The organism is Pseudomonas sp. P1.31 (assembly GCF_001269815.1).
GTDB lineage: Bacteria > Pseudomonadota > Gammaproteobacteria > Pseudomonadales > Pseudomonadaceae > Aquipseudomonas > Aquipseudomonas rustica.
This window is the reverse complement of the sequence record NZ_LHVN01000031.1, coordinates 1-23,270: the sequence shown is the minus strand read 5'-3', so window position 1 is coordinate 23,270 and position 23,270 is coordinate 1. Positions and strand designations below refer to the sequence as shown.

The 23,270-nt window shown below is 57.4% G+C and carries 21 protein-coding genes; 17 read left to right on the top strand and 4 right to left on the bottom strand.

What is annotated here, in order from left to right:
* The 9 genes from AD669_RS28630 to fabF all read left to right on the top strand — a co-directional run.
* Positions 1–914, top strand: a 914-nt coding sequence (locus AD669_RS28630; protein WP_172680139.1) for a hypothetical protein, incomplete at its 5' end; no start/stop codon positions are given.
* Positions 904–1,821 (top strand): glycosyltransferase family 2 protein, encoded by a 918-nt coding sequence (locus AD669_RS18690; RefSeq protein WP_053122437.1) that lies wholly within the window; start codon positions 904–906, stop codon positions 1,819–1,821. The genes AD669_RS28630 and AD669_RS18690, both read left to right, overlap by 11 nt.
* Positions 1,822–1,889: 68 nt before the next feature.
* A complete protein-coding gene (locus AD669_RS18685; protein WP_053122436.1) occupies positions 1,890–2,807 on the top strand; it encodes a glycosyltransferase in 918 nt (305 codons plus the stop codon).
* Positions 2,804–3,769, top strand: a complete 966-nt coding sequence (locus AD669_RS18680; RefSeq protein ID WP_053122434.1) for an SDR family oxidoreductase — start codon at positions 2,804–2,806, stop codon at positions 3,767–3,769. Before AD669_RS18685 ends, AD669_RS18680 begins: the two co-directional genes overlap by 4 nt.
* Positions 3,766–4,785 carry a glycosyltransferase family 4 protein gene (locus AD669_RS18675; protein WP_053122431.1) on the top strand — a complete coding sequence of 340 codons (1,020 nt, stop codon included), beginning with the start codon at positions 3,766–3,768 and terminating at the stop codon, positions 4,783–4,785. The genes AD669_RS18680 and AD669_RS18675 overlap by 4 nt, the downstream gene beginning before the upstream one ends.
* A 71-nt stretch (positions 4,786–4,856) precedes the next feature.
* Positions 4,857–6,863: a nucleoside-diphosphate sugar epimerase/dehydratase gene (locus tag AD669_RS18670; protein ID WP_172680140.1), complete on the top strand. Its 2,007-nt coding sequence runs from the start codon at positions 4,857–4,859 to the stop codon at positions 6,861–6,863.
* A gap of 112 nt (positions 6,864–6,975) precedes the next feature.
* Positions 6,976–7,302, top strand: a complete 327-nt coding sequence (locus AD669_RS18665) for a helix-hairpin-helix domain-containing protein (protein WP_053122427.1) — start codon at positions 6,976–6,978, stop codon at positions 7,300–7,302.
* Between the two features lie 200 nt (positions 7,303–7,502).
* Positions 7,503–8,297 carry an SDR family oxidoreductase gene (locus AD669_RS18660; RefSeq protein ID WP_053122425.1) on the top strand — a complete coding sequence of 265 codons (795 nt, stop codon included), beginning with the start codon at positions 7,503–7,505 and terminating at the stop codon, positions 8,295–8,297.
* Positions 8,298–8,330: 33 nt separating this feature from the next.
* A complete protein-coding gene (gene fabF / locus AD669_RS18655) occupies positions 8,331–9,605 on the top strand; it encodes a beta-ketoacyl-ACP synthase II (RefSeq protein WP_053122423.1) in 1,275 nt (424 codons plus the stop codon).
* Here fabF and AD669_RS18650 read toward each other — a convergent pair.
* The 3 genes from AD669_RS18650 to eat all read right to left on the bottom strand — a co-directional run bounded on the left by AD669_RS18650 (position 9,602) and on the right by eat (position 12,053).
* Positions 9,602–10,159, bottom strand: a complete 558-nt coding sequence (locus tag AD669_RS18650; RefSeq protein WP_053122421.1) for a TetR/AcrR family transcriptional regulator — start codon at positions 10,157–10,159, stop codon at positions 9,602–9,604. The two genes, fabF and AD669_RS18650, sit on opposite strands and share 4 nt — an antisense overlap.
* A 139-nt stretch (positions 10,160–10,298) precedes the next feature.
* Positions 10,299–10,466: a DUF2897 family protein gene (locus tag AD669_RS28200; protein ID WP_080896048.1), complete on the bottom strand. Its 168-nt coding sequence runs from the start codon at positions 10,464–10,466 to the stop codon at positions 10,299–10,301.
* A gap of 222 nt (positions 10,467–10,688) precedes the next feature.
* A complete protein-coding gene (gene eat / locus AD669_RS18645; RefSeq protein WP_053122419.1) occupies positions 10,689–12,053 on the bottom strand; it encodes an ethanolamine permease in 1,365 nt (454 codons plus the stop codon).
* A 416-nt stretch (positions 12,054–12,469) separates the two neighbouring features.
* Here eat and kdpF point away from each other — a divergent pair, with 416 nt between their 5' ends.
* The 6 genes from kdpF (at position 12,470) to AD669_RS18620 (ending at position 20,766) form a co-directional block, all read left to right on the top strand.
* On the top strand, positions 12,470–12,559 hold the full coding sequence (gene kdpF, locus AD669_RS28195) for a K(+)-transporting ATPase subunit F (RefSeq protein ID WP_007899818.1): 90 nt from the start codon (positions 12,470–12,472) through the stop codon (positions 12,557–12,559).
* A gap of 8 nt (positions 12,560–12,567) precedes the next feature.
* Positions 12,568–14,262 (top strand): potassium-transporting ATPase subunit KdpA, encoded by a 1,695-nt coding sequence (gene kdpA / locus AD669_RS18640; protein ID WP_053122416.1) that lies wholly within the window; start codon positions 12,568–12,570, stop codon positions 14,260–14,262.
* 10 nt (positions 14,263–14,272) lie between these two features.
* A complete protein-coding gene (gene kdpB, locus AD669_RS18635; protein ID WP_053122414.1) occupies positions 14,273–16,330 on the top strand; it encodes a potassium-transporting ATPase subunit KdpB in 2,058 nt (685 codons plus the stop codon).
* A gap of 343 nt (positions 16,331–16,673) precedes the next feature.
* Positions 16,674–17,219, top strand: a complete 546-nt coding sequence (gene kdpC / locus AD669_RS18630; protein ID WP_053122412.1) for a potassium-transporting ATPase subunit KdpC — start codon at positions 16,674–16,676, stop codon at positions 17,217–17,219.
* 151 nt (positions 17,220–17,370) lie between these two features.
* On the top strand, positions 17,371–20,022 hold the full coding sequence (locus AD669_RS18625; protein WP_053122410.1) for a sensor histidine kinase KdpD: 2,652 nt from the start codon (positions 17,371–17,373) through the stop codon (positions 20,020–20,022).
* Between the two features lie 48 nt (positions 20,023–20,070).
* Positions 20,071–20,766, top strand: coding sequence for a response regulator (locus AD669_RS18620; RefSeq protein ID WP_053122408.1), 696 nt, complete (start codon positions 20,071–20,073; stop codon positions 20,764–20,766).
* A gap of 83 nt (positions 20,767–20,849) precedes the next feature.
* On the opposite strand, the gene AD669_RS18615 is transcribed toward AD669_RS18620, so the two are convergent.
* A complete protein-coding gene (locus AD669_RS18615; protein WP_053122406.1) occupies positions 20,850–21,890 on the bottom strand; it encodes a patatin-like phospholipase family protein in 1,041 nt (346 codons plus the stop codon).
* Positions 21,891–22,107: 217 nt separating this feature from the next.
* On the opposite strand from AD669_RS18615, the gene AD669_RS18610 reads away from it, so the two are divergent.
* Positions 22,108–22,386 carry a hypothetical protein gene (locus AD669_RS18610; protein ID WP_053122404.1) on the top strand — a complete coding sequence of 93 codons (279 nt, stop codon included), beginning with the start codon at positions 22,108–22,110 and terminating at the stop codon, positions 22,384–22,386.
* Positions 22,387–22,462: 76 nt separating this feature from the next.
* Complete coding sequence (locus tag AD669_RS18605; RefSeq protein ID WP_053122403.1) at positions 22,463–23,230, top strand: CHAD domain-containing protein; 768 nt, start codon at positions 22,463–22,465, stop codon at positions 23,228–23,230.
* Positions 23,231–23,270 lie beyond the last annotated feature (40 nt).

The following is a 23,270-nucleotide window of genomic DNA, read 5'->3' as shown; positions in this document are numbered from 1 at the left end:
CGGCTGCGCTATTTTTGATTTACTTTATAAATAATTTCAAAGTTGATATGTCTCGCGCTGTAAAAATTACCGGCGGAATTTTTGCGTTGGTGATGTGCGGGATGTCATTTTTGCTGATGGCTCTTCCATCGTTGCCGATCGGCGGAATGATGTTGGATTATTACAACGCTAACGAGTTAGGATTTTACGGTGTTCGTAATTTTGGTGGCTTGCAAATGTTTATGCTCCATCATCGATCTACCCCATTCCTGCTTGTACCCCTTTCCCTGTTTTTTATTGATTTTCTGAATAGAAGGAAAATCAGTGCGTTATTTTTTGTAATTGTCATTTCGGTCGCTATTGTCTGCTCTGCTTCTCGAGCGCTTATGGTGATGGCTTTGGTGTCCTTGTCTGTCTTGTATTTTGCTCACAAAAACTGGTCGATGCGTGTGTTGATGATAATCATCGCCGTTCCTCTGTTCGCCTTTGCGCTATATTTTCTGGCGAACGAGACCAGTATGTTTAGCTCGAACGAGCAATCCAATAGCATAAAAATCGGTCATCTCATTTCCTTCTTTGGGGTTATTGACTGGGATATGTTGTTATTTGGTAAAGGGCTTGGAGCGTATTTTTATACCGAGGGCTACGGAACAGTCGTCTCTCAAACTGAAATTACCTGGATGGATTCAGTTCGTTTTTTCGGACTTCCTTTGTCTATACTATTGTTTCTTGTTTTGTTGTTTCCTGTTCGTACTATTTCGACTGACACCGTGTTGTCTTCGAGCAGGTTAATCATGATTCTCTATCTGATTATGTCCATGAGTAACCCTGTGTTATTCAACTCGTTCGGATTTTTGGTGGTGTTGTGGTATTGGTCTATAGTGCTGAGGGGGCAAGAAGCTCCGGTTGTAAAGGAAGAATCAATTGGAGAGTAAATTGAAGTCTATTGCTGCTGTGGTTGTCGGTTACAACCCGGATATTCAGGTTCTCGACGATCTTTTAATATCGCTAGCGTCCCAGGTTTCCCTGTTGATACTGGTTGATAATGGCGGCACGGAGAGTTTTCTAAGCACGCGCCCTGACATCAAAGAATCCGTCAGGTATTTGCCCATGGAAGGGAATAAAGGCCTTGGGGTGGCGCTGAACGCCGGGTTTGAATTGGCGGTTGCAGCCGGAATTACCTATATGGTGACATTCGATCAGGACAGTCATGCCGAGCCTGATCTGATTGCAAACCTTGAATCCGCGATGATGCATGCCAAGTCGCGTGATGAAAAATGCATAGCGGTTAGCCCTACGTTTTTTGATAGAAGAGACGGGAAGAAGATAGCGTTCCCTTTCTACCAGTCTGTTGATGGCGTCATCAAGCCGGTTTTTACTTCCGATGACCCGCACGGTTTAGTAAAAGCAGACGCTCTCATTACTTCTGGAATGTTTGTTGATACTCAGGCCTGGAAGGAGGGGATCAAGTACGATGAAGGCATGTTTGTTGATTTTACCGACACTGAATGGTGTTTCCGCGTAAGAGATCGTGGTTACAACCTTTATGGTTGCCTGCACGTTGAAATGGGACATGCACTATCCGATGCCCCGCCAGTGAAGATTTTTGGCCTCAGTTTTTTCCGTTATTCGCCTGTTCGACGTTATTTCTTCTTCAGAAATACAGTAGCGGTCTGCCGGATGCCGCATACCCCAGCTTGCTGGAAGAAAAGACTCTCTACTGCTTTAGCGTTGCGTTTCGCTGTGAATTTGATGATCGACAGTCAAAAGCTTCAATCGTTGAAAATGATGGTGCGTGGTATTCGTCATGGATTACGAAATAGCTTGGGTTCTGCCCATTGAGATAGGCCTGTCAGCCATGGATTTCGCAGGTCATTAGATTTCTGCGAGATTTTCATTCGAAGAGGGATATGAAGATGGTACCTCGCTATTTAGTTATGCTGGCGGCTTACAACGGCCGTCAGTGGATTGCAGAACAAGTTGATTCCATTCTTGATCAAGAGGGCGTGGCTGTTACTCTTTTGATCAGCGTCGATACGTCCATTGATGGGACTGAACAGTGGGTCTCTGACAGGGCGGCATCGGATGCTCGTGTGCAATATCTACCGCATGGCGAGAAGTTCGGCGGAGCGGCCCGGAATTTTTTTCGGCTTATAAAGGAAGCACCGAAGGGTGATTTCGATTATTTCGCATTCGCTGATCAAGATGACATCTGGTTGCCAAGGAAGTTACTTCAGGCGGCCAACGTCATAGTCGAGCGTGGTGCCGACGGCTATTCAGGAAACGTCACTGCTTTTTGGCCAGAGGGTAGGGAGCGGGTCATCGTCAAATCTCAACCTCAAGTTGAATACGATCATCTGTTCGAAGCCGCGGGACCTGGTTGTACCTACGTTTTTTCGAGAAGCCTGTTTTGCCAATTGCAGGCACACTTGCTGGAAAAATTTGTAAGTGTGCAGGATGTTACCCTGCACGATTGGTATTGTTATGCGTTTAGCCGTACGCATGGTTTCAAATGGGAGATAGACAGTAACTCCTATATGCGTTATCGGCAGCATGCCAATAATCAGGTCGGGGTAAATAGCGGGTTAAAGGCTTTCCGTGCTCGGCTTGCAAAAGTATTTGATGGCTGGTGGTTAAGTCAGTCATTGCTTATTTCGACGTTAGTCGGTGTTCGCGATACGCCTTTTGTTCGGAGTTGGAGCAACTTGCGTCGTGTGGATCTGGCCCGCCTTGCGTTGGCGGGTTTCAAATGCCGAAGACGCTTGCGCGATAAGTTTGTCTTCACTGGCCTTTGCCTTACCCTTGTAATTCTGAGACAGACTAAATGACCAGGATTTTGGTTACCGGTGGTAGCGGATTTGTTGGCTCTCGACTGGTCGAGCAGTTTTCCCAACGTGAAGACCTCGATGTAGCGGCCCTTGTCCGCACAGCGCCTGGCAAACGCGTTGACCGAGTGAAGTACTACGACTTTTCTGATTTTTCGGAGATTGGCGCAGACCATGTGTCACTTGCCAACGTAGATGTTTTTATCCATTTGGCATCTCGCGTCCACGTGATGAATGATACTGCGGTGGATCCGCTGGCAGCCTTTCGTGAAATCAACGTCGGACACACTTTGCGCCTGGCAGATAGCGCAGCGGCAGCGGGAGTCAAGAGATTTGTCTTTGTAAGTTCGGTCAAAGTGAATGGGGAGGGTACTGTTGAAGGTTGCCCTTACAAGGAAACGGATGCCCCAAATCCATCGGATTTCTACGGCATCTCCAAGCGCGAAGCTGAAGACGGACTTCGCTCAATTGCCGCCGAGACAGGAATGGAGGTTGTCATTATTCGCCCCGTGCTTGTTTATGGTCCGGGCGTTAAAGCGAATTTTGAGTCGATGATGAAATGGTTGCAAAAGGGCGTTCCGCTTCCGCTTGGGGCGATACATAACCGACGCAGCTTGGTAGGTCTGGACAATCTTGTAGACATGATCCGGATCTGTGTAAGCCATCCTGCAGCTGCCAACGAAACATTTCTGGTGAGCGACGGTGAAGACGTTTCCACTACACAATTGCTGCGCAAGCTCGGAAATTCGCTGAACAAACCGGCCCGCTTGATTGCTGTACCAGAATGGTTGCTCGTCACCGGTGCAAGCCTGTTAGGCAAAAGAAGTTTTTCGCAGCGTCTCTGTGGTTCGTTGCAAGTGGACATCACCAAGGCACGAACATTGCTGGGGTGGCAACCTGTGCTGTCACTGGATCAAGCTCTACGTACAACGGCTGAGCATTTCATGAGCGAGCAAAACAAATGATTTACTGGTATGTCCTCCCACTTGCAGCAGTCCTCGCGTTGCTCTTGACCGCCGTGTTACGCAGATATGCGCTACATCGCAGCATCATCGACATCCCCAATGCGCGCAGCTCCCATTCGGTTCCTACTCCGCGCGGCGGTGGCGTTGCGATTGTAGTGGCGTTTCTATGTTGCCTGATTTTCATGGCCAGCGAAGACTTGCAGCCAATTGCGCAAATAGTCGCAATGATCGGCTCGGGCGTGTTGATAGCGGTCATCGGTTTTATGGACGATCACGGTCATATTGCAGCACGGTGGCGTTTATTGGGCCATTTCGCCGCATCTGCATGGGTGATGTTCTGGATGGGGGGATTGCCCGCTCTCAGTTTTTTTGGATTTGTTATTGATCTTGGATGGTTCGGAAGCGCGCTCGCGGCGGTCTACCTCGTATGGATGTTGAATCTATATAATTTTATGGACGGTATTGATGGTCTCGCCAGCCTTGAGGCCATTGTCGCTTGTCTTGGATTGTCGGCCATCTACTATTTGACGGGACACGGATCTTTGATTTGGGCGCCGCTACTGCTCTCGATGACCGTGGCCGGATTTCTGTACTGGAATTTCCCCCCCGCGCGTATTTTCATGGGCGATGCCGGTAGCGGTTTTCTCGGCATTATTCTGGGGGCTCTGTCGATTCAGGCAGCGTGGGCAGGCAGTGAATTCTTTTTTGCCTGGCTGATCATGCTCGGCGTCTTTGTTGTCGATGCAACTTTTACCCTGATTCGTCGGCTTGTCAGAGGCGATAAAGTCTATGAAGCGCACCGCAGCCACGGTTATCAATACGCCTCTCGTCATTTCGGCAGGCACTTTCCAGTGACTGTTGGTGTCTCTGTTATCAACCTTGTCTGGTTGTTTCCTGTCGCACTGAGCGTAACCTTGCTTAAGCTGGACGGCGCAACCGGATTGGTAATAGCCTATGTCCCCTTGATCGTCCTGGCTTTCAAGTTCAAGGCAGGTTCGCTTGAAAAAACCGTCTGATGACGGCAATCCTCAATGGTTAGATTTTTTGGAAAAGTTGGCGCGTGAATTCAGGGGATAAGAATAAAGTGATAGATGGATTTACGGGGCACGTGCGCGCTTGGTTGCTGTCTCTGACCCGGCGTCAGAAGCGTTTGATACAGGTGACGGCGGACATCGTATTGGTGTGGGTGTCGTTGTGGCTTTCCTTTGTCGTCCGTTTGGGTGTCGAGGAAATGATCAATCCGTTTACGACCCATCGCTGGCTCTTCGCCTTTGCTCCGATTGTCGCCATTCCTTTGTTCATTCGCTTCGGCATGTATCGCGCCGTAATGCGTTATTTCGGCAATGACGCGTTAATTGCAATCATCAAAGCGGTGAGTTTGTCCGCTTTGGTTTTGGGCGTAATCGTTTATTGGTACAGCAACCACGAAAACGTGGTGCCACGTTCCATCATCTTCAACTACTGGTGGTTGAGCCTTGTCATGATTGGCGGTTTGCGGCTCGCCATGCGTCAGTATTTTCTCGGTGACTGGTTTGCAGCCGCGCAACATGTGCCGTTCACCAGCCGCGATGATGGATTGCCCAAAGTGGCTATCTACGGCGCCGGTGCGGCCGGCAATCAGCTGGTCGCTGCATTGCGCATGGGGCGCGTTATGCGGCCTGTTGCATTCATTGATGATGACAGCGGCATCGCCGACCGGATCATCTCCGGCCTGCAAGTCTTCAAACCCAAACACATCCAGCAGATGATCGACTCGACCGGCGCCCAGGAGATCCTGCTTGCGATCCCGTCCTCCAATCGAGGCCGACGCCGGGAGATTTTGGGATTCCTGGAAGGTTTTCCGCTTCATGTGCGCAGCGTACCGGGGTTCATGGATCTGGCCAGTGGCCGCGTGAAGGTCGATGACATTCAAGAAGTCGACATTGCCGATTTGCTCGGCCGTGACGCAGTGCCAGCGCAGGGAAATCTGCTTGAGCATTGCATCAAGGGGCAGTGCGTTCTTGTGACGGGGGCCGGCGGCTCAATCGGTTCGGAATTGTGTCGTCAGATTCTTTCCCTGCACCCAACCACGCTTTTGTTGTTCGAACACAGCGAATTCAATCTGTATTCGATTCTTTCGGAGCTTGAGCAAAACATTGCCCGAGAGTCCCTGTCGGTGCGCTTGCTACCCATCCTTGGCTCGGTACGCAATCAGGACAAATTGCTGGATGTCATGAAAGCGTGGGGCGTCGACACTGTTTACCATGCTGCGGCGTATAAACATGTGCCGATGGTTGAGCACAACATTGCTGAAGGCGTACTCAACAACGTTATTGGAACGCTTAATACGGCGCAGGCTGCTTTGACTGCTGGCGTTTCCAACTTTGTGCTGATTTCCACTGACAAAGCTGTGCGTCCGACCAATGTCATGGGCAGTACCAAACGACTTTCCGAGTTGACACTGCAGGCACTCAGCCGTGAGCTAGCCCCGGTGTTGTTCGGTGATGAATCGAATGTTTCACGGGTGAACAAGACCCGCTTCACAATGGTTCGTTTCGGGAATGTTCTCGGATCGTCGGGTTCGGTAATTCCGCTGTTTTACAAGCAGATCAAATCCGGCGGACCATTGACGGTAACGCATCCGAAAATCACGCGTTACTTCATGACGATTCCCGAGGCGGCGCAATTGGTCATCCAGGCGGGGTCAATGGGGCAGGGGGGCGATGTCTTTGTCCTGGACATGGGCGAGCCGGTCAAGATCGCCGAACTGGCAGAAAAGATGATTCATTTGTCGGGCTTGAGTGTCCGATCGGAGAAAAATCCGCACGGCGACATCGCGATCGAGTTCACCGGTTTGCGCCCAGGAGAGAAGCTCTATGAAGAGCTGCTGATCGGGGACAATGTGTCCGCTACCGAGCATCCGATGATAATGAGTGCCAACGAAGACCATCTCACTTGGGACGTTCTCAAGGCGCGGCTGACCGAACTCCTCAGTGCAGTCGATCAAGATGACTACACCCGCGTCCGCCAACTCCTGCGAGAAACCGTCAGTGGTTATACGCCGGACGGTGAAATCGTTGACTGGATCTACCAGCAACGCCGTCTCGAGCCCTGATTGTTTCACATCCTGTAACGCTCGTATTTTTGACATGTGCCCACCATGACCTAGGGTTGAGAAGCAGCTTGGGAAAAGCTGCTTCTCAATTCGATGTCATGGAGCTCCAACTATGCGTACCGGTTACTTCTATTCTTTGATTTTTGCTCTGTTTGCCAGCGTCTCGATCGCCGCAGTTGCGGCGCCTACAGAGTCTTCAATAGCGCCTCACTCAGTTGAGGTGTCAGCATCGGCAGAGCATCCAAAACTCAATCTCAATGACGCTGATGCGGCGACGCTGCAGAAGGAGCTGTCCGGCGTCGGCGAAGCCAAGGCTAAAGCTATTGTTGCTTACCGTGAAACAAATGGCCCGTTTGCATCGATTGATGAGTTGCTCGAAGTGAAAGGCATCGGCAAAGCGATCCTTGATCGTAATCGTGAAAAGCTGGAAGTGAACTAAGCTGATTGTTCAACGCCAAGGGGCCGGTCATTGACCGGCCTTTCTGTTTTCTGGCGGGCAGATCCAGCAGGGGATTTCGCGAGCGTTCGTCGGACAGCTAAAAATTACGGCTATCATATTGCGTTTAAATTATGCCTATAATAATTTCGCGATCAATGATCGAAACCCATTTTCCCTTTGTGAATTTCAGGAGCACCGTCATGAATGCTGTTAAGCCCCAAGGTACCGCTCTCGTCACCGGCGCATCGTCCGGCATTGGTGCAATTTACGCAGAAAGGTTGGCTACCCGCGGGTTCGATTTGCTGCTGGTGGCCCGTGACAAGGAGCGTCTGGAAAATACCGCCACTCAATTACGTGACGCCCATGGCATTCAGGTTGAAGTGCTCAAAGCGGATCTGACGCAAAAGGATGATGTGCTCAAACTCGAGCAGCGCCTGCGCAGCGACTCAAGCATCAGCCTGTTGGTGAACAATGCCGGGGTTGCCGCTGATGGTCTGTTGGCCAATGCCGATATGGATAAGCTCGAGCGTCTGATTCAGCTTAACGTCACCACAGTGACTCGTTTGGCTTCGGCTGCGGCAGCGAGTTTTGCCAAAGCCGGACGCGGCACGATTATTAATATCGCCTCGGTAGTGGCGCTGTTCCCCGAGCGTTTCAACGCCACGTACAGTGCGAGCAAGGCTTATGTTTTGAGCCTGACTCAATCGCTGCACGCTGAGCTCGACGGCACGGGCGTCAAGATTCAAGCCGTGCTGCCTGGCGTGACCCGAACCGAAATCTGGGAACGCTCCGGCATCGATGCCAGTGGCATTCCTGCAGAAATGGTCATGGAAGCGGGCGAGATGGTCGATGCTGCGTTGGCGGGCCTGGATCAGGGCGAGTTAATCACCATTCCATCCTTGCCTGATGCGGGCGAGTGGCAAGCGTTTGTTGCGGCCCGGCATGTCATGGCGCCGAACCTGTCCCGCAGTGCTGCGGCCAGTCGTTATAAGTAAGTCCCTTGCAAGTTGGTCAGAGGAAAGCGCGGTATGAATCAGCGTCGAATTGTAGTTACCGGGATGGGTCTGGTTTCGCCTTTAGGCAGTGATGTCGAAGTCGTTTGGCAGCGGTTACTGGGCGCGCGATCTGGTTTGCGCACTCTACCGGAAGCGGTGAGCGCCGATTTGCCCACCCGCGTCGGCGGCATAGTGCCAACGCTGGCGGAGGACGCCGAAGGCGGTTTCGATCCCGATCGCGCCACGCCGCCGAAAGAACAGAAGAAGATGGATCGCTTCATTCTGTTCGCCATGGAGGCGGCGCGGCAGGCGTTGGAGCAGGCAGGATGGCATCCGACCGACGCTGCGGGTCAGGAGCGTACGGCGACGATCATCGGTTCCGGCGTAGGTGGCTTCGGTGCGATCGCCGATGCAGTACGCACCACGGACAGCCGTGGCCCGCGACGGTTGTCACCGTTCACCATTCCGTCATTTCTGGTGAATCTGGCCGCTGGTCATGTATCGATCCAGCATGGTTTGAAAGGTCCGTTGGGCTCGCCGGTAACGGCATGTGCCGCTGGCGTTCAGGCAATCGGCGATGCGGCGCGCATGATTCGTGCGGGCGAAGCGGACATTGCTGTGTGCGGCGGGGCGGAGGCGGCGATTGATCGGGTCAGCCTCGCTGGTTTTGCGGCAGCCCGTGCCCTGTCTAGCGGTTACAACGACACGCCGGAACGTGCCTCGCGTCCATTCGACAGTGGTCGTGACGGTTTTGTGATGGGCGAGGGCGCCGGGCTGCTGGTCATTGAGTCACTGGAGCATGCGCTTGCGCGCGGGGCAAAACCGCTGGCCGAATTGGTCGGTTACGGTACCAGCGCTGACGCTTATCACCTGACTGCCGGGCCTGAAGATGGCAGCGGTGCGCGACGGGCGATGGAGCTGGCACTGGCTCAGGCCGGCATTAAAGCCTCTGATGTGCAGCATCTCAACGCCCACGCCACTTCAACGCCAGTCGGGGATCTAGGCGAGTTGGCGGCGATCAAAAGTGTGTTCGGTACAGAAAACAAAATCGCCGTGACTTCGACCAAATCGTCGACCGGACATTTGCTCGGCGCTGCGGGTGGGCTGGAGGCGATCTTCACGCTGTTGGCGATTCGTGATCAGGTGGTGCCGCCGACGCTCAATTTTGAAAATCCGGATCCTGCGAGCGAAGGCGTGGACATCGTGCACGGCAAGGCACGTTCGATGCCAATCGAATATGCATTGTCCAACGGCTTCGGCTTCGGTGGGGTCAATGCCAGCGTGTTGTTCAAACGCTGGAAAGACTAGTCCTGCTGATCTTTCAGATGCGCGCGCGTAACGCCGAGGATGCGCTGGGCCAGCTCAGGATCTTCGACGCTACGCGCGAGTACCAATGCTCCCAACAGAGTGGCCATGATCACGATGCTGCGATCAGCGGCACTCTCGCCACCGAGGGTGTTCTGCACTTGCTCGAGTCGCGCATTAAGCACCGCGTCGGTGGTCGGGCTTGGCTGTCCGCGCAAACCGAGCTCCGAAGACATGGTAGGTAACGGGCAGCCTTCATGGGGCGAGGTGTAGTGCCATTCGGACAGGTAACTGTCGATGAAGGCTTCCAAAGGTTGCTCTTCAGAAAACAACATCGCGCAGTGCGCGTCGAGTTGTGCGCCGGCTTCTTGCAGGGCCTTCTCCACCAATTCGTCCTTGGATTTGAAGTGCGAGTAGAAGCCACCGTGGGTCAACCCCAGTGCCTTCATCAAGGGTTGCAAGCCTGTGGCGCCGATTCCGTCCTTGCGAAATCGTGCCGAGGCCTCCTTGATGATGCGCTGATGGGTCTGGGCTTTATGGTCCTGCGAGTAACGCATCTGAAACTCTCTCCGCAACAATGCCCCCATCTTAACCACACAAAATTAAATGGTGACTGTACTTCTACTTCTAAAAAGCATGCAGATAAGTCCAAAGCGTGTAAAAAACACAAACCCCGCCGATTGGGCGGGGTCTGGTTCAGCGGTCTTGCGCTTCTTTGGCGTCCGCTTCGGCGTTGCGTGCAGCCACGCGTTTGCGTTCTTCATCAGTCAGTTCGACCTTGTTGGCGGTGTCTCGCAACATCATCAAACCGCCAACGATCGAGCCGATTGCAACGACCAGAATCAACCAGGCATACCAGGGCATAACGGCTCTCCTTAATGGCAGATCGATCGACGAGGATTTCGCCGTGCGACGCTGCTTACCACTTTTGAGCGAAGCGACTTCGCAGTGGTTCCATTCTAGGCCTGATATCCCCGCAGCACCTTAATTCCCTGTAGGAGCTGCCGAAGGCTGCGAGCTGTTGATCTTTTGTTTTTAACAAGCAAAGGCAAAAGATCGCAGCGTGCCGCAGCTCCTACAGGGGACTTATTGGCCCGTGAGCATGGCGTCGGCCGGCGCATTGGCGCGCAACTGGCCGGTGAGCAGGAAGTAGCCGAAGCCCACGGCCATGAAGCCGAGGAAAATCAGCCCGATCAACGCGTTGAACCACGCCATCGCCACTAGGCACACCACCGCCAAAACCAGCGCGATCATCGGGATCAGCGGATAGCACGGCGCGCGGAAAGTACGCTCCAGGTTTGGCTCCGATTTGCGCAGTTTGAACAGGCTGAGCATGCTCATGATGTACATGACGATCGCGCCGAACACCGCCATGGTGATCATCGCGGCGGTGAGGGTCATGCCGCCGAGGTTGATCAGGCCGTCGCTGTAGATCGCCGCGATGCCAATGATGCCGCCGACAATGATCGCGCGGTGCGGTGTCTGGAAGCGCGAGAGTTTTGCCAGCGAAGCGGGCAGGTAACCGGCGCGGGCGAGGGCGAAGAACTGCCGCGAGTAGCCAAGGATGATCCCGTGGAAACTCGCCACCAGCCCGAACAAGCCAATCCAGACCAGCATGTGCAGCCAGCCCGAATTGTCGCCGACCACGGTTTTCATGGCTTGCGGCAGTGGATCGTTGATGTTGGCCAAGGTGCGCCAGTCACCGACGCCGCCGGCAAAGAACATCACGCCCATCGCCAATAAAACCAAAGTCAAAATGCCGCTGATATAGGCCTTGGGAATCGTGCGTTTCGGATCCTTGGCTTCTTCGGCGGCCATCGCCGCGCCTTCGATGGCGAGGAAAAACCAGATCGCAAACGGAATCGCCGCGAACATGCCGGCAATCGCTGGCGCACCGAATACATCGGAACCGGCCCAGCCATTCAGAGCGAAATTGCTGAAGCTGAAGGCCGGCGCGACCACGCCCATGAACACCAGCAACTCGGCGACGGCCAGCACGCAGACGATCAATTCAAACGTCGCCGCCAGTTTCACTCCGAGAATATTCAAGCCCATAAAGACGATATACGCGCCGACCGCTGCGTGTTTCGGATCAAGCGCCGGAAACTGCACGTTCAGATAAGCGCCGATGGCCAGCGCAATCGCCGGTGGCGCGAAGACGAATTCGATCAGCGTCGCCAACCCTGCGATCAGCCCACCTTTCTCTCCGAAGGCGCGACGGCTGTAGGCAAACGGCCCGCCAGCATGGGGAATTGCGGTGGTCAGTTCGGTGAAGCTGAAGATAAAGCAGGTGTACATGGTCGCGACCATGAACGAAGTCACCAGAAAGCCCAGCGTGCCAGCGACGCCCCAGCCGTAACTCCAGCCGAAATATTCCCCGGAAATTACCAGGCCGACGGCGATGCCCCACAGGTGCAACGTGCCCAGCGTGGGTTTGAGTTGTGTGTTCATGCGCTTGCTCCCTGAACGGTTTGGAAAGCTCGGGGGAGGGCGCGTGCAGTGGGCGTGCCATTGCGGTGAAACAAGTCGTAATAAGTTGAATGGGGTCGTATCGGGGATGGTTGCAGTGGGATAGCTGCATTTTGTGCGCCAGTTGAGTGCGATGTTGGCGGTTATGCCGTCTTCGCGAGCAGGCTCGCTCCCACAGGAGAATGCATTATTAGGGCGAGCGCATTTCAAATTGTGAGAGCGGGCTTGCTCGCGAAGAGGCCCGCCCAGACAGTGCAAAACCCAGGTGTAACGCCCGCATAAACCCACTCTTTACGCTTTCTTTATGCCCAGCCAACCCCCTCGGTCTCGTTCCTTTACAGCCTCCTTTCCGACAATCACCCCACACGCGGCAATACGCCGTAACACGGAGATCTTCCATGAGCGTTCTGGACGGGGTGTCACTGCTACTGGCAGTGGGGCTGTTCATTTATCTGTTGGTTGCGCTGTTGCGCGCGGATCGGAACTAGGAGCGGCTATGCACAGTTATGACTATTGGCTGATCCTCGCGTTTTTTGCGTTGGTCTTGCTGCCGGCGCCGTTCCTCGGGCGCTTCTACTACAAAGTGATGGAAGGTCAGCGCACCTGGCTGACGCCGATTCTTGGCCCGGTCGAGCGCGGTTGCTATCGCATCGCCGGTGTCGATCCCGAGGCTGAACAGAGCTGGCAGAAGTACACGCTGGCGCTGCTCGCGTTCAACCTTGCCGGTTTCCTGCTGTTGTTCGCGATTCTGTTGTTCCAGGATCACTTGCCGCTGAATCCGCAAAACCTGCCGGGCCAGGAATGGACGCAGGCGTTCAACACCGCGATCAGTTTCATGACCAACACCAACTGGCAGTCCTACAGCGGCGAAGCGACCCTCAGCTACCTGAGCCAGATGGTCGGCCTGACCGTGCAGAACTTCGTCAGCGCCGCCACCGGCCTCGCCGTACTGGTCGCGCTGTGCCGTGGCATCGGCCGTAAATCGACGAAAACCCTCGGCAACTTCTGGGTCGACATGACTCGCGCCACCCTTTATGGCCTGCTGCCGCTGTGCCTGCTGCTGGCGCTGTATCTGGTCTGGCAAGGCGTGCCGCAAACCTTCGCGCAGTATGTGCATGCGGTGACGATGCAGGGCGTTGATCAAGTGATTCCGCTGGGCCCGGCCGCGAGTCAGATTGCGATCAAACAACTGGGCACCAACGGTGGTGGCTTCTTCGGCGTCAACTCGGCGCATCCGTTCGAGAACCCGACCGCGTGGAGCAACCTGTTCGAAGTCGCTTCGATCATTCTGATCCCGGTGGCGCTGGTGTTCACCTTCGGTCATTACGCCAAAGACCTGCGTCAGAGCCGCGCGATCATCGCCTGCATGCTGGCGCTGTTTCTGATCGGCGGCGCGACCTCGTTGTGGGCCGAGTACCAACCGAACCCGACCCTGAACAACGCCGCCGTCGAACAGACCGCGCCGCTGGAAGGCAAGGAAGCGCGCTTCGGCACCACCGCCACCGTGCTTTGGTCGGTGACCACCACGGCCGCGTCGAACGGTTCGGTCAACGGCATGCACGACAGCCTCAATCCGCTCAGCGGCATGGTCGCGCTGGTCAACATGATGGTCGGCGAAGTGATCTTCGGCGGCGTCGGGGCCGGGCTCTACGGCATGTTGCTCAACGTGCTGATCGCGGTGTTCCTCGCCGGTTTGATGATTGGTCGTACCCCTGAATACCTCGGCAAAAAACTTCAGGCGCGGGAAGTGCAACTGTTGGTGGTGACCCTGCTGGTGATGCCGGTCGGCGTGCTGGTGCTCGGTGCGATTGCCGCAGCGGTGCCCAGTGCTGCGGCGACCATCAGCAACCCCGGCCCGCACGGTTTCAGCCAGTTGCTCTACGCCTACACCTCGGCGAGTGCCAACAACGGTTCGGCGTTCGGTGGCCTCAGCGCGAACACGCCGTTCCACAACTTGATGTTGGGTCTGGGCATGTTGATCGGTCGCTTCGGTTACATCCTTCCGGTGCTGGCCTTGGCCGGCAGTCTGGCGATGAAGAAAACCGCACCGATCGGCCAGAACAGCTTCCCGACCCACGGCCCGCTGTTCGTGACCCTGTTGACCGTGACCATTTTGCTGGTGGGCGGCCTGACCTTCCTGCCAACCCTGGCGCTCGGCCCAATCGCCGAACACCTGAGCATGGGCTTCTGAGGACTGAATGATGAATATGCCCGCAATCAAACCCGCTGCCGTCAAGGCGCCGGAACAAGCGAAAACCGCGATCTCGGCCCTGTGGCGGCCGGCGCTGGTGCAAGCTTTCGTCAAGCTCGACCCTCGGCAATTGAAGCGTTCGCCGGTGATGCTGGTGGTCGAACTGACCGCGATTTTCACCACCGTGCTGTGCTTCCTCCCGGATGCCGACGTGCCGACCTTCGTCGCCGCACAAATCGCTCTGTGGCTGTGGTTCACGGTGCTGTTCGCCAACTTCGCCGAGGCCTTGGCCGAAGGTCGCGGCAAGGCCCGCGCCGACAGTCTCAAGGCCGGCAGCGAGGGCCTCAGTGCGCGGCGCAAACAGGCCAATGGCAGCTTTCAAGTGGTGCCTGCGGTAAGTCTGCGCAAGGGCGATGTGGTGCGCGTCGAAGCCGGGGAAATGATCCCCGGTGACGGCGAAGTCATCGAAGGCATCGCGGCGGTCAACGAAGCAGCGATCACCGGTGAATCCGCGCCAGTGATTCGCGAGTCCGGCGGCGACCGTTCGGCCGTCACCGGCAACACGCGGCTAGTGTCCGACTGGTTGCTGGTGAAGATCACCGTCAACCCGGGCGAGTCGACCCTCGATCGCATGATCGCCTTGGTCGAAGGCGCCAAACGCCAGAAAACTCCGAACGAAGTGGCGCTGGATATTCTGCTGATTGGCCTGACGTTGATCTTCTTGCTGGTCGTGGTGACGCTGCAACCGTTCGCCCATTTCGCCAATGGCAGCTTGCCGCTGGTGTTCCTGGTGGCGCTGCTGGTCACACTGATTCCGACCACCATTGGTGGTCTGCTGTCGGCGATTGGTATTGCCGGGATGGATCGTCTGGTGCGCCTCAATGTGATCGCCAAGTCTGGCCGTGCGGTAGAAGCGGCGGGCGACGTGCACGTGCTGCTGCTCGACAAGACCGGCACCATCACTTTCGGTAACCGTCGCTGCAGCGCGGTGTATGCCGCGCCGGGTGTGAATGGTCGTGAGTTGGCCGAGGGTGCGCTGTTTGCTTCGCTGGCCGACGACACCGCTGAAGGCAAGTCGATCGTTGAGTACCTGCGCGGTCTGCATCCGCAAGCTGAACCGGCGCCGGAAACCCTGACGGGCGTGCCGTTCAGCGCCGAGACGCGTTTATCCGGCGTCGACTATCAGGGACGTGTGTATCGCAAAGGCGCAGTGGATTCGCTGCTGAGTTTCCTCGGTCAGAAACGCGCGGATCTGGCCCCGGCGCTGGCGCGGGAAATCGACAAGATCGCCCAGAGCGGTGGCACGCCGTTGCTGGTTTGCGCGGACGGTAAATTGCTCGGCGCGATCCACCTCAAGGACGTGGTCAAACCGGGGATTCGTGAGCGTTTTGCCGAACTGCGCAAACTCGGGATTCGCACCGTGATGGTCACCGGTGATAACCCGCTGACCGCTGCCGCAATTGCTGCTGAAGCAGGTGTCGATGACGTTCTCGCCGAAGCCACGCCAGAGAAAAAACTCGCGCGTATTCGTCACGAGCAAAACGACGGTCGCCTGGTTGCGATGTGCGGCGACGGCGCCAACGATGCTCCGGCGCTGGCCCAGGCTGACGTTGGTATGGCGATGAACGACGGCACACAAGCGGCGCGTGAAGCGGCGAACATGGTCGATCTCGACAGCGACCCGACCAAGCTGCTGGACGTGGTGCAGATCGGCAAGGAATTGCTGGTGACCCGTGGTGCGCTGACGACCTTTTCCATCGCCAACGACGTGGCCAAATACTTCGCCATTCTTCCAGCGCTGTTTGCCTCGATTTATCCGCAACTGGGGGTGCTGAACATCATGCAGTTGACCAGCCCGCAGAGCGCGATTCTCTCGGCGATTGTGTTTAACGCATTGATCATCGTTGTGCTGATTCCGCTGGCATTGCGCGGTGTGCGCGTGCAGGCAGCGAGTGCGGCGGCGTTGTTGCGGCGCAATCTGTTGATCTATGGATTGGGCGGGATTCTGGTGCCGTTTGTGGGGATCAAGGCGATCGACATGTTGCTCACGGCTTTGCATTTGGTTTGATTCTTGAAGAGCCCCTCACCCTAGCCCTCTCCCGGAGGGAGAGGGGACTGACCGAGGTGTTTGTGAGAGCTGCACCGACTTGAGATACCGAGCTGAACGCAGGTTTTGAGAAGCACATAGATCGGCTCCCTCACCCTAGCCCTCTCCCGGGGGGAGAGGGGACTGACCGAGGTGTTTGTGAGAGCTGCACCGACTTGAGATACCGGGCTGAACTCAGGTTTGAAAAGCACAGTGATCGGCTCCCTTTCCCCCTCGCCCCCTTGGGGGAGAGGGCTGGGGTGAGGGGGAAACGATCCCCCTGACACCCCACAAAAGTTTGCCCAACGAATTCGAGGATTTTGAAATGTCCACAATGATACGTCCCGCCCTCAGCCTGCTGGTGCTGATGACCCTGGTCACCGGCGTCGCTTACCCGCTGGTGGTCACTGGCATCGCCCAGGTCGCTTTCCCCGAGCAAGCCAACGGCAGCCTCGTCCACGATGCCACCGGCAAAGTCCGCGGCTCGTCCCTGATCGCTCAGGATTTCGTCGGCGATGCCTGGTTCCATCCACGTCCTTCCGCCGGCGCCTTCGCCACGGTTTCCAGCAGCGCCAGCAACCTCGCGCCGAGCAACCCGGCACTCGCCACGCGGGTGATCGACGACGCCAACAAATTGCAGGTGCCAGGCCAGGGCCCGGTGCCGTTGGCGCTGTTGACCACCTCTGGCAGCGGCCTCGATCCGCACTTGCCACCGGCGGCAATTGCCTATCAACTGGCGCGAGTCGCGGCAGCGCGCAACCTGCCGGTCGCGACCTTGCAGCAACTGGTCGATGCGCACATCGAACAGCCGCTGGTGGGGCCGCCGGTGGTCAATGTGCTGGAGCTGAACATGGCGCTGGAAAAGCTGTAGATCAAAAGATCGCAGCCTGCGGCAGCTCCTACACTGGATCGGCGTACACCCGCCGATCATGTCCCGGATTGACAGGCCCATGTAGGAGCTGCCGCAGGCTGCGATCTTTTAACGCTTCACCCCAATGACAAACTGAACAAGGCAACCTCAGATGAGCGACTCCGGCCGCGCCGACGCACTGTTAGCAGACCTGCCCCGCGATGGCCGTGGCCGGCTCAAGGTTTTCCTCGGCGCCGCCCCCGGCGTCGGCAAAACCTACGCCATGCTTCAGGCCGCGCACACGCAACTGCGTCAGGGCGTAAAAGTCCTCGCCGGCGTCGTCGAAACCCATGGCCGTGCCGAAACCGAAGCGCTCCTTGGCGGCTTGCCGCAGCAACCGCTGCTGCGTTCGGAATACCGTGGCGTGATGCTCGAAGAAATGGATCTCGATGGCATCCTCGCGGCCAAACCGAAACTGGTGCTGGTCGATGAGCTGGCCCACAGCAACGCGCCCGGCAGTCGCCACGACAAACGCTGGCAAGACATTCAGGAACTGCTCGCCGCCGGCATCGACGTGTTCACCACGGTCAACGTCCAGCACCTTGAAAGTCTTAACGATCAGGTACGCGGCATCACCGGTGTGCAGGTGCGCGAAACCCTGCCGGACTGGGTGCTGCAAGAAGCCTACGAACTGCTGCTGATCGACCTGCCGCCGCGCGAATTGCTTGAGCGTCTGCGCGAAGGCAAGGTCTATGTGCCGGAGCAGGCGCGCGCGGCGATCGATGCGTTTTTCACCCAGACCAACCTCACTGCATTGCGCGAACTGGCGATGCAAACCGCCGCCGCGCAAGTCGATAACGATCTAGCTCAGGGCTATCGCCAACTCGGTCAAGCCGCGCCGGCGGTGCGTGGCAGATTGTTGGTCGGAGTCGATGGCGACGCGCAGGCCGAACGTCTTGTGCGCCACGCCAGCCGTGTCGCGCAGCGTCGGCATTTGCCGTGGAGTCTGGTGCACGTCGACAACGGCAGTGTGCGCGACGAACAATCGCGACTGCGTCTGCAAAGCGCTCAGCAGTTGGCCGAGCGCCTCGGTGGTGAAGTGGTTTTATTGCGCGCCGGTGAGGTGGCGAAAACCCTGATTCAGCATGCCGCCGAACGTCGCGCGAGTCTGGTGCTGGTCGGCCAGTCGCGACCGCGTTTGCGTCGTCGACTATTCGGTGGTGGTCTCGCAGCGCGTTTGCTGCGCCAGGCCCACGGTCTGGAAATCAACGTCCTCGACAGCGATCACCAACAGCATCAACCGCGTCAGCGCAACCCGCTGACGCTGGTGTGGTTCGATTACGCGCTGGCACTGGTCGCCACGCTGTTGGCCAGTGCCTTGGCGTGGGCGGTGTCGAGTGTGTTGCCGCTGCCGAACATCTCGCTGGTGTTCCTCGCGGCGGTGTTGCTGGTGGCAGTGCGCAGCAGCCTCGGCCCGGCGTTGGCCTGTGCAGCGCTGTCGTTTCTGACCTACGATTTTTTATTCATTCCGCCGAATTTTTCCTTCAGCATCCAGCGCGAAGAAGACGTGCTGACCCTGTTGTTTTTCCTGTTGATGGCGGCGCTCACCGGCAACCTTGCGGCGCGTCAGCGTCGACAATTGCAGGCGTTGCGCGACACCCAAGAAGAGACCACCGAGCTGCTCGATCTGTCACGCAAACTGACGGCCGCAACTGATCGTCAAGCCGTGGTCAGCGCCGCCGCGCAACACCTCAACGGCTGGAGCGATCTGCAACTGTGCCTGCTCAATCGTGACGGCCAGGGCGGCTGGAAAATCGAGACCGGCGGGCCGCTGCAATTCACTGAATCCGAACGCGCCGCCGCCGATTGGGCTTGGCAACACGATCAACCGGCGGGTATGGGCACCGGCACGTTGCCATTCGGGCGTTGGTGGTGGTGGCCGTTGTCGGTCGAGGATGGGCCGTTGGCGCTGCTCGGTGTTTGCGCCAAAGAAGGCCAGACCTTGAGCGGTCAGCGCCGACGTCTGCTGACCGCGTTGAGCCAGCCGCTGGCGCAGGCACTGGCCCGCGCGCAACTGGCCGACGATCTCGAAGCCGCACGCCTGCATGGCGAAACCGAGCAATTGCGCAGTGCGCTGCTGGCCTCGGTTTCGCACGATTTGCGCACGCCGTTGACCGCCATGCGCGGCAGCATCGACAGTCTGTTGGCGCTCGGCGAAGCAATCCCGTTGGAGGATCGCCGCGAGCTGCTTGAAGGCACTCGTGATGAAGCCGAGCGCCTTGACCGCTATATCCAGAATCTGCTCGACATGACCCGCCTCGGCCACGGCGCGTTGAAACTGGCGCGGGACTGGGTGTCGCCGGCGGATATCGTCGGCAGTTCGCTCAATCGCCTGCGCGCGGTGCTGGCGCCGTTGCAGGTCAGCACCGAGGTGCCGGCCGAGTTGCCGTTGCTGTTCGTGCATGCTGCGCTGATCGAGCAGGCGTTGGTCAACGTGATGGAAAACGCCGCACGGTTTTCGCCAAATCACGGTCGTCTGGAGCTGCGTGCTGGCGCCGATGACAGCGAGATTTTCTTCTCGGTCAGTGACGAAGGCCCGGGAATTCCCGAAGACGAGCGCGCGAAGATTTTCGACATGTTCTACACCGCCGCTCGCGGTGATCGCGGCGGGCAGGGCACCGGTCTCGGGCTGGCGATCTGTCAGGGCATGGTCGGTGCGCATGGCGGACGAATCACCGTCGCTGACGGCATCGAAGGGCGCGGCACCTGCATCACTCTGCACTTGCCGTTGCAGGCGCAACCGGGGATGGACAATGAAGCCTGATGCCGACTGCGCTACTCTCTTGCCCATCTTTTCTGTTGATGTGAATTCATGAGCCAGACCGCGACCATTTTGGTCATCGACGACGAACCGCAGATCCGTAAATTCCTGCGCATCAGCCTCGCCTCACAAGGCTACAAAGTGCTCGAGGCTGGCACCGGCGCCGAGGGCCTGGCGCAAGCGGCGCTGAATAAACCGGACTTGTTGGTGCTCGACCTCGGCCTGCCGGACATGGACGGCCAGCAAGTGCTCCGTGAGTTTCGCGAATGGGCCACGGCGCCGGTGCTGGTGCTGTCGGTGCGTGCCAGCGAAGGGCAGAAAGTCGAGGCACTGGATGGCGGCGCCAACGACTACGTGACCAAGCCGTTCGGCATTCAGGAATTTCTTGCGCGGGTGCGGGCGTTGTTGCGCCAGGCGCCGGCGGGGGAGGCGCAACAAGCGGCGTTGAGTTTTGGCCCGCTGACCGTGGATCTGGCCTATCGGCGGGTGCTGCTCGACGGCGTTGAAGTGGCGCTGACTCGCAAGGAATACGCGGTGCTGGCGCAACTGGCGCGGCATCCGGGAAGGGTGATCACACAGCAGCAATTGCTCAAGGATATCTGGGGGCCGACGCACACCGAGGACAGTCATTATTTGCGGATAGTGGTGGGGCATTTGCGGCAGAAACTGGCGGATGATCCGACAAGACCACGGTTTATTGTGACGGAGGCGGGGGTTGGGTATCGGCTTATGGAGTTTGTGGGATAGCTAAAAGATCGCAGCCTTCGGCAGCTCCTACATTGCAATGCGTCCTCCTGTAGGAGCTGCCGAAGGCTGCGATCTTTTGATCTTTACTGCTGTTGCTCACTCTCATACCGATCCATCGTATCCCGCGCAATCTCCCGCCCCAGCGCGATCAATTCCGGCGCTTTGTAAAACTCGAAAAACCGGCAAACCCGCTTCGGCACGTTGATCAAAATATCCGGTGGATACCCGGCAATCTTGTACTGCGCCAGCGAGGTCTGCATCACCTCGAAACTCTGGTTGATCAGATCCAGCAATGACGCCGGCCCGACGTTATCGATGATGAACGAACCCGTCGCCGATTTCGGCACGCCTTCACGCTCAGGCGCGGCGGCCGGTTGCTGATTGTCGGGGTCGGCGCCTTCCAGCCACGGATTGATATCCGCCGCTTCCGCACGCAACGCTTCCTGTTCCAGCTTCAACAACTGTTCTGCCTGGGTGCGGCGAAACGGCATCTTCGAGCCCAACGAACTGATCAGACTGTCGAAGCGTGAGCGAAACGCCGGCGGACGCTGGATCACCGGCAGTTTGTAATGCCGCTGGTTGGTCGAGTTGAGATTGACCGCGATGATCAAATCACAGTGGCTGGACACCACCGGTACGATCGGCAACGGATTGAGAATGCCGCCATCGACCAGCATGCGGTTGCCTTGCATCACCGGGGTGAACAGGCTGGGAATCGCCGCCGAAGCGCGCATGGCCTGGTGCAGACAGCCTTCCTGAAACCAGATTTCCTGTTGATTGGTGAGGTCGGCGGCGACGGCAGTGTAGGGGATGCGCAGGTCTTCGATGTTGATCTCGCCGACGATTTTGCGGATCTGCCCGAAGACCTTTTCACCGCGAATTGCGCCGAGGCGGAAGCTGACATCGACCAGGCGCAACACGTCGAGGTAATCGAGGCTTTCGATCCAGTTGCGGTACTCATCAAGTTTGCCGGCAGCGTAAATCCCCCCAACCACCGCGCCCATCGAACAACCGGCAATGCAGGCGATTTCGTAACCGCGTTTTTCGATTTCTTCAATGACTCCGATATGGGCATAGCCCCGGGCGCCACCGGAGCCCAGTACCAGCGCGACACGCTTTTTCATCCAGCTTCCTCCCGACAAGGTTGCACAATGCACCCATCGGGCAAGCGGCTCAATCGCCGAGGTCGCTCAGCGGCGCGGTCGCGTCGTTTTTTCGATACTTCATGGCCGCGCGGGGCTATCCTTTTCGCCACCGCAGAATCACGGCCGCACAAGGCACTTTTTCGCCGCCGAACCGTCTTACCTGCACGACTGTTGACCTATTTTTGAGGTGTAAGTGATGAAAGCCTGGATCTGTGTGCCCTTGATCGCCCTAGCATTGGCCGGTTGCGCCGGCAAGACTGCGTACCGCGACAGTTGCGGCAGCCAGCTCGACACGGCGTGGCATGAGCTGGATCTGGCCAAGGCCGAAGGCTTTGCCGGCACCGTCAGTTATTCCAAAGCGTTGTCGTTGCTGACGGCGGCCAAAACCCAGCAGCAATTCGAAGGTTTCGAAGGTTGCGCGAGCAAGGCCGAGAAGGCGCGTTTCTACATTCGCGAATCCCGCGCCGGGCGTTAAGCGGCTGACCTGAAGCAAGGATGCTGCGCTGACGAGGCGCCAGACTCCTCCCCAAGACGTTCTGAAGGAGCAAGTGATGTCTGCGTTGGTTGATCGGTTGGTGGCTCATATCCTGAGCATTGAAGTGCGATTGCTCAGTTGCCAGGCGCGGCTGACGGCGCGTACTGATCCTGAGGCGCTGCATGATCTGCGCACTACGGTGCGCCGCTTGCGCAGTCTGTTGCGGCCATTGCGCGGCTTGCCCGGGGTTGAGCAACTGGAGGACGCGGCCTCGGCAGTCGGTCAATTGACCACGCCGTGGCGCGATCGCGAAGTGCTCGCGGCTTACTTGCTCGAACACGATCAACCGCTAGCGGCGCAGCGGCGCATGGCGCAAATGGCGGAGGCTTACCCGGCACTGGCGGCGAGTGCCGAGGTGGCCTCGCTGCTGATGATTCTCGACGCTTTTCCACGGTTTATTCGTGCGTCTCAGCGGCAGGGCTTGCTCAAAGGTCTGGCTAAACGCATCGAAAAACGCCTCGGCAAACAATGGAAGAATCTCGATCAGGCGCTGCATGATCCGGCGCATGATCGCCATCGTCTGCGTCTGTTGATCAAGCGTGTGCGTTACGGCATCGAGGCGTATCCAGAACTGGATCGCCTGCCGGAAGCGGCGCTGCCGCGCTTGAAGTCTGCGCAAGGGGCGCTGGGCGATTGGCACGATTGCTGGCAGTGGCTGGCGAAAGCCGAACTGGAAACCGATCTGCAACCGTGTGTCGCCACCTGGCAGGCAGGTTTGATCAAAGCCGAGGCCAAGGCTGATCGTGTGCTCGAAAAACTCAGCCGCACCTGCTTCAAATCCTGAAGACACCGCATCACCCCCTGTAGGAGCTGCCGCAGGCTGC